Here is a 7,082-nt window from a genome sequence, read left to right as displayed (position 1 = left end):
CTGGCGTCGAACCGGGTGATCGGCCCAGCGCCGCTCTTGCTCGCCAGGATATTGGCCCACGTCGTCTCGACGTCACCGCCGAGCGGCGTCACCAAACCCAGACCTGTCACCACGACACGGCGCATTGCTCACTCCATCCGGCTTTCAAAACAAACGGCCTCCCGATTGGTTCGGGAAGCCGTTCGTGCCGCATCCTTGGCGTAAATCTGGCGGCGGGTGCGGCCCCGATCAGCCCTTGTTCTTGTCGATATAGTCGATCGCGTCCTTGACGGTAGCAATCTTCTCGGCGGCGTCGTCGGGAATCTCGACCCCAAATTCTTCCTCGAACGCCATCACCAGCTCGACAATGTCGAGGCTGTCCGCGCCCAAATCATCGATGAAGCTCGCTTCCTCGGTGACTTTGTCAGCGTCGACTCCGAGATGTTCGACGACGATCTTCTTCACCCGATCGGCAGTCTCGCTCATGCTGGCATTCCTCCGTTTGCTTTTGCCTTGCCCTAGCGTTGACGCCCGCCCCCGGCAAGTGGCCGGACTTGCCGACTGGCGCGGCAAGCTTAAGTCTCGGCCATGATGCGCCGCTCCCGCCCCCTGACGTCCGGCGAAATCGCCCTTGCTCGCTCGCTGTTTGGCGACGCGATCGATTATCCGAAGGTGCGCCTGGTCAAGCGCAAATGGTGGCCGTTCCAACCGAGAAACGCGGCCATGGCGCCGACCGGCAATATTCATTTCCACCCCCACGGCGACTTGTGGTCCGAAGACTTCGCCGCCGAGCCGCTGGGCCGGCAGGGTCTGTTTATCCATGAGATGACTCATGTTTGGCAGACCCAAAGGCGCGGACGCTTTTACCTCCCGCTGATGCGCCACCCCTTCTGCCGCTATCGGTACGAGATCAAGGATGGCTGGCGGTTCGAGCGCTACGGGCTGGAACAACAAGCGGAAATCGTTCGGCACCTGTTTCTCGGCAACGCCGGTATCACATTGCCACAAACGCAAGATCTCCTGGGCCTGCGATCGTTGACGCCGTTCAGTCCTGTCTAGCCGCCTGTGCCCTCGCGAGTGGATCGAGACCGCAGGCAATTTTACGCAACTGCCCGTCGGTGAGCTTGTCGAGTTACCGTGGATTTAGGGCCACACTCGGCCGCGTTCCTGCCGCCGTTTGAATCAAACAGCATTTCCTGTCCGGCCCTACACCCTAGAGAATCAACGGAATTCTGACCGAAGTTGTTGCATATTCGAAGGCGTAAGGGCTCCCTTCCCTAACAAACTGTTCTTCGGCATATTGTGACAGTCACGCGACACTCTTGGGGGGCTTCGACATGCGCACGACTTCGATTTTGCTTATCGGCACGGCCGCGATCGCTATTGCCACACCGTCATTGGCGCAATCGACGCAGGAAGATGTCGCGCAGGCGGCCAACCAGCCCGACGACACCAACACCAATGCCGACATCATTGTCACGGCGACCAAGCGGGCGTCGCGGGTCCAGGACGTGCCATTCTCGATCAACGCCCAAACCCAAGCAGACATCCAGCGGTCCAATGCATCGACTATCGAGGATATCAGCCGTAACGTCGCCGGCTTGACCGTCCAGAACCTCGGCCCGGGGCAGAGCCAGGTGTCGATCCGCGGCGTCTCCGCCGGCCAGATCATTCGCGACCAGCCGGGGGTCAAGGAACAGGTCGGCATTTACCTCGACGAATCCGTGATTTCCGTCTCGCTGTTCACGCCCGACATCGACCTGTTCGATTTGAACCGCGTCGAGACGCTGCGCGGCCCGCAGGGCACCCTGTTCGGCGCCGGTTCAGTCGGTGGCACGCTGCGTTACATCACCAACCAGCCCAAGATCGGCGTCACCGAGGGCATGGTTGAGGCCAACGTCAACACCGTTGGCGAAAGCGACATTGGCTATCATTTGAAGGGCGCGATCAACATCCCCCTGGGTCCCACCATGGCGCTGCGAGCGGTCGGCTACGGCACCCGCTACGCCGGCTTCATCGATGCGGTCGGCCCGGCCGGCGGCAAGAATGTCAACGACGGCAGCCGCATCGGCGGCCGTGTTGCGTTGCTGTTCGAGCCGACCCCCGACATCAAGATCACGCCGCGAGTGCTCTACCAGCAAATCCGCACCGACGGTTTCAACCGCGAGGAGTTCTACAACCTTTACGACAACCAGTTTACCTCCGGTGCCGCCGGCTCCGATCTTGGCAAGGACAATCGGGCGCAATATCTCAAGTTGCGCGAAGAGTTCAAAGACGACACGTTGATCGGCGACCTCACCGCCAGCATCGATTTTGGCGGTATCGAGCTGACTTCGGTCTCAAGTTACATCAACCGCGACATTCTTGTCAGCCGCGATGCCTCGGCGCTGACCGGTTCGGTAACGATTTCCTTCGCGGGGCTTGAGCCACTCGACGCACCGGGCGCCAATTTGCCGTCGAACCTGCGCGACACCACCAAGCTCAAACAATGGACGCAGGAACTGCGCCTGGCCTCGACCGGTAGCGGCCCGCTACAATGGGTGGTCGGCGGCTTCTACACCCATGTGAACCGCAAATATGCGCAGCGCCTGCCGACGCCCGGCTATGACGTCTACGGCAATCTGTTCCTCAACGCTTTGTGCTTTACCGTCGCGTTCCCCGACAACACGTGCCGGGTCAACAACGTCAATCCCCTGCTCAGGACGCCGCTGGTGTCCGCCGACACCTTCAACGGCTTCGGCGCCGACTCTCCTTACAATGCCGACCTGCCGTACATCATCCAGCAATCGGCCGTGTTCGGCGAAGCCAGCTACGATTTCGGCCAGGTCAAGCTGACCGCCGGCGGGCGTTATTACGGCTTCAAGGAAACGCGCGACTTCATTTCGGGCGGCATCTTTGCCAATGGCGATACGCGGATCGGCGACAAGACCAAGTCGCACGGTTTCTCGCCACGGGTCATTGCCACCTACGAACCCAACCGCAATTTCAGCTTCAACATCCAGGCGTCGAAGGGCTTCCGCGTCGGCGGTGTCAACGATCCACTGAACCTGCCAATCTGTTCGTCTGAAGATCGGCTCATCTACACGCCATTTGCTGCGTCCAGTTACAACGATGAAAGTCTCTGGAACTACGAAGCAGGAGTAAAATTCCAGCGGCGAGGCCTGACCTTCAATGCCGCGGCCTTCCACACCAACATCAAAGACTTGCAGGTGACGGTAGACGCCGGCAGCTGTTCTTCGCGTCTCGTGTTTAATGTGCCCAAGGCGCACACGACCGGGCTTGAAGCAGAATTTTCGCTCAACCCGGCGACCGGTTTCGAACTGTCGCTCTCGGGTAGTGTCGTCCAATCAAAATTCGATTCCACCATCGACGACCCGATTCTAGCCAGCCGGACGGGCATTCGTGCAGGCAATCGTTTGCCAACCGTGCCCAAATACCAAGCTGCGGTATCGGCGAGCTATACCACTCGCGTCGGCGACTCCGGCGATTGGTCCGTGAACGGCAGCGTCCAGCACGTTGGCAACCGCTACACCCAGCCGGGCGACCAGGAGCCGGGTGCCGGAATTTTCAACTCGATCTACTTCGATCCTGTGACCGGAGCCTATGGTACGAGCACGCAGGACTATGGGTCGCTGAGGCTCCCGGCCTACACCCTCATCAACTTGTCGACGGGGATCAAGTGGGACAGCGGTCTCGAGATCGTGGCCTACGTCAAGAATCTGTTCGACGAGGATCCGAAACTGTCGTTCGATCGCGAACGCGGTGGCCGCGCTCGGCTGGGCTACAATGTTGGCACGCCCAGGACGATTGGCCTGACGGTCCGCCAGAGCTTCGGAGGCCGGGCCGCGCCACCACCGCCGCCTCCACCGCCGCCTCCACCCCCGCCGCCGCCGGCGCCGCCGCCCGCAACGCAAACCTGCGGTGATGGCTCGGTGATCCTGGCGACCGACGCCTGTCCGCTGCCACCGCCACCGCCGCCGCCACCGGCGCCAGAACCAGAGCGCGGCTGATCGTCGTCTGATGCGATGAAGCTAACGCGCCGCTCGCTCCTGAAGGCTTCGGCCATAGGAGCGGGCAGCGTTGCTTTATCGCCCGCCATCCTCAAAGCTGCACCTATGGGTTCCAAAGCGCATATCGCTGTCATCGGCGCCGGCGTGTTCGGTGCCTGGACCGCGCACCATTTGCACCGAGCGGGTCACCGCGTCACCTTGGTCGACCAACATGGCCCGGCGCATAGCCGCGCCTCGTCGGGTGGCGAATCCCGTTTGACTCGCGCCGCCTATGGCAAGGACGCGATTTACACCCGCATGGCGCTCGACAGCCTAGCCCAATGGAAAACCTTAAGCGCGATTTCCGGCCTGCCGATCTTCATCCCCGCCGGCATTCTGTTCTTCTTCCAGCATCAAGAAGCCTATTTCACCGATTCGGTCGCAACGCACCGTGCGCTCAACCTGCCGAGCGAATTGCTGGACAACCGCGATCTGACGCGGCGCTTCCCGATGTTCGATTTCGACGGCGTCACGGCGGGCCTGTTCGAACCCGGTTTCGGCGCGTTGATGGCGCGGCGCGCGGTCCAGACCCTGGTCCAGCAGTTCGTCCGCGATGGCGGCACCTATTTGCGCGCCGCCGCGCTGCCGCCTGCTCCGTCGGGCGACAATCTCGACGCGGTCGCGCTGGCGTCCGGTGAGCGCATCGTGGCCGACCATTTCGTCTTCGCATTGGGACCATGGTTGCCAAAATTCTTCCCCACCCTGCTCGGCCGCAAGATCGTCGCTACCCGCCAGGAAGTGTTTTTCTTCGCTCCCCCTGCCGGTGACCGCCGGTTTTTGCCCGAAGCAATGCCCGGCTGGGCCGATTTCAACGGCGGCGACATGTTCTACGGTTTTCCCGACCTTGAGAATCGCGGGGTCAAATTTGCTTATGACGTGCATGGCCCAGTGGTTGATCCCGACACGCAGGACCGGCGACCGTCAGACACCGGGCTGGCCGAAGTGGTCGCTTATCGGGATCGCCGCTTCCCCGCGCTCCGCGGCGCGGCGCTGACGGAGGCCCGCGTCTGCCAGTATGAGAATAGCACGAACGGCGATTTCCTGATCGATTTCCACCCGCAGCTGAACAATGCGCTGCTGGTTGGCGGCGGATCGGGCCACGGCTTCAAGCATGGCCCGGAAGTCGGCCGCTACGCCGCGGCGCGCTTGTTTAACGAGATCAATACCGAACCCCGCTTCGGCCTCGCCACAAAAGGCGAGAACCAGCACCGCGAAGTGCATTAATCGGGCTGTTTCGCGACCCCGACCAGCGCCGGCCGCAGCAGCCGGTCCTTGAGCATATAACCCGACTGCATTTCCTCGACGATCGTGCCCGGCGGGGTTTGGTCGGTGGGAATTTCCATCATCGCCTGGTGCTTGTGCGGGTCGAACGCCTGGCCAATCGAGTCGATGCGCGTAATTCCGTGTCGCGCGAAGGCCGCTTCGAGCTCGCGCGCGGTGGCTTCGATCCCGGCGAGGAAATTCGCCGCCGTCTGGTCGGCGCGAAGCTCGTCCGAAACCGCTACCAGCGCCCGTTCGAGATGATCTTTGATCGCCAGCATGTCGCGGGCGAAGCCAGCCGCGGCGAAGGCCGCCGCCTGCGCCTTCTCGGCCTCGAGCCGCCGGCGCACGTTCTGGGTTTCGGCGGTCGCATAGAGCGCCTTGCTGTTGGCGTCCTCGAGCGCTTTTTCGAGTTCGGCGAAGCGGTCATGTTCGGCGAGTTCTGGAGAAGCCGCCGCCGTCTCTTTGCGGATTTCCTCCGCTTCGTCGTGCAGCTTCTCGTCGTCGTTGATATTCATCGTCATGCCATCAATCTGGTTAGGGCCTTGGCCGTGAAATCTACCATGGGAACCACCCGGGCATAGTTCAACCGTGTCGGACCGATTACGCCGACAACGCCTACCACCTGGCCTTGGCTCCCCCGATAGGGGGCGGCGATCACCGACGAGCCAGACAAAGCGAACATCCGGTTCTCCGAACCGATGAAAATGCGGCATCCGGGCGCGTCGCGCGCGCCCTCCAGCAGCCGGACGATTTCCTGTCGGTCTTCGAGCTCGTCGAGCAGCCGCCGCACGCGTTCCAGATCCTCGCCAGAGCGTTCGTCGATCAAATTCGCCTGGCCGCGCACGATCAGCACCGGGCGGCGGGCATGATCCTCGCTCCACGCTGCTAATCCAGAGGCGATAAGCTCGGCCGCGGCGTGGTCGAGCGCTTCCTTGCGCTGCGCGATTTCCTTGCGCAGCCGCGCTTCCGCCTCGCCCAGCGTCATTCCGGACAGTCGCGCGTTGACGAAATTGGCCACTTCATTGAGCGCCGACGGGCCGGTCCCCGGATCGACCGGTACGACCCGGTTCTCGACGCTGCCGTCGGTCCCGACCAAAACGGCCAGCGCGCGGCCCGGGTCCAATGCCATAAAACTCAATTGCTTCAGGCGCAGCTCGCGCTTTGGCGCCATCACCACGCCAGCGCAGGACGACAGACCAGACAGCGCCGACGACGCCGCCGCCAGCGCCTGCTCGATTGGCTGGTCGCGGTCCATTTGCGCTTCGATCGCCGCTTGCTCGCGGGCATCCGGAAGCGACGTTTGCATGATGCCGTCGACGAACAGCCTGAGGCCGCTCTCGGTCGGGACGCGCCCGGCCGACGTGTGCGGATGGGTCAGGAGACCGCGTTCCTCCAATTCCTGCATGACGCCGCGGATCGATGCCGGCGACAGGCTGATGGTCCCGGCCAGCGCCTTGGAGCCGACCGGGTGGCCGCGCTCCAGATAGGCCTCGACGACCAGTCCGAAAATCGAGCGCATGCGGTCGCTAAGTTCGTTGATCGGCTGGGTGGTCATATTCACTTTCATTGCGAGGAACTTGGTGACGAAGCAATCCATGTTCAAAGCTGGATTGCTTCGCTTCACTCGCAATGACGAAGGGTGGCGGAGGCTGGCCGCGCGGTCTAGTGACCAGCCGCAACCCGTCTTTCACCTGAGGAGTCCTTGAATGCGCCCCAGCGGCCGCACCCCCGACCAAATGCGCGAACTGCGTTTCGAGCCCGGTTTCACCCGCCATGCCGAAGGCTCGTGCC

Annotated in this window: 7 protein-coding genes and 1 pseudogene; 4 read left to right on the top strand and 4 right to left on the bottom strand. The window is 62.4% G+C overall.

The window, feature by feature from the left end; translation table 11 throughout:
- Together RMO25_RS13085 and RMO25_RS13080 are read right to left on the bottom strand one after the other, a co-directional pair.
- Positions 1 to 125: beta-ketoacyl synthase N-terminal-like domain-containing protein (locus tag RMO25_RS13085; protein WP_309663042.1), on the bottom strand; the 125-nt coding region annotated here is incomplete at its 3' end.
- A gap of 103 nt (positions 126 to 228) precedes the next feature.
- A complete protein-coding gene (locus tag RMO25_RS13080; protein WP_309663041.1) occupies positions 229 to 465 on the bottom strand; it encodes an acyl carrier protein in 237 nt (78 codons plus the stop codon).
- Positions 466 to 567: 102 nt separating this feature from the next.
- On the opposite strand from RMO25_RS13080, the gene RMO25_RS13075 reads away from it, so the two are divergent.
- From RMO25_RS13075 to RMO25_RS13065, 3 genes are all read left to right on the top strand, one after another.
- Positions 568 to 1,038, top strand: coding sequence for a vgr related protein (locus RMO25_RS13075; protein WP_309663040.1), 471 nt, complete (start codon positions 568 to 570; stop codon positions 1,036 to 1,038).
- A gap of 278 nt (positions 1,039 to 1,316) precedes the next feature.
- Complete coding sequence (locus tag RMO25_RS13070; protein WP_309663039.1) at positions 1,317 to 3,989, top strand: TonB-dependent receptor; 2,673 nt, start codon at positions 1,317 to 1,319, stop codon at positions 3,987 to 3,989.
- A gap of 105 nt (positions 3,990 to 4,094) precedes the next feature.
- Positions 4,095 to 5,252, top strand: a complete 1,158-nt coding sequence (locus RMO25_RS13065; protein WP_309663038.1) for an FAD-dependent oxidoreductase — start codon at positions 4,095 to 4,097, stop codon at positions 5,250 to 5,252.
- On the opposite strand, the gene grpE is transcribed toward RMO25_RS13065, so the two are convergent.
- Complete coding sequence (grpE, locus tag RMO25_RS13060) at positions 5,249 to 5,806, bottom strand: nucleotide exchange factor GrpE (protein WP_309663037.1); 558 nt, start codon at positions 5,804 to 5,806, stop codon at positions 5,249 to 5,251. The genes RMO25_RS13065 and grpE overlap by 4 nt on opposite strands.
- A 2-nt stretch (positions 5,807 to 5,808) precedes the next feature.
- Positions 5,809 to 6,846 (bottom strand): heat-inducible transcriptional repressor HrcA, encoded by a 1,038-nt coding sequence (gene hrcA, locus RMO25_RS13055; protein ID WP_309663036.1) that lies wholly within the window; start codon positions 6,844 to 6,846, stop codon positions 5,809 to 5,811.
- A 151-nt stretch (positions 6,847 to 6,997) separates the two neighbouring features.
- Between hrcA and RMO25_RS13050 the strand changes: the two are divergent.
- Positions 6,998 to 7,082: pseudogene (locus RMO25_RS13050) on the top strand (ribonuclease PH); the annotation flags it as partial.

The organism is Sphingomonas sp. (assembly GCF_031361285.1).
In the GTDB taxonomy this organism is placed as follows: domain Bacteria; phylum Pseudomonadota; class Alphaproteobacteria; order Sphingomonadales; family Sphingomonadaceae; genus Sphingomicrobium.
Note: the sequence above shows the minus strand (reverse complement) of the source record. Positions and strands in the feature narration are given on the sequence as shown.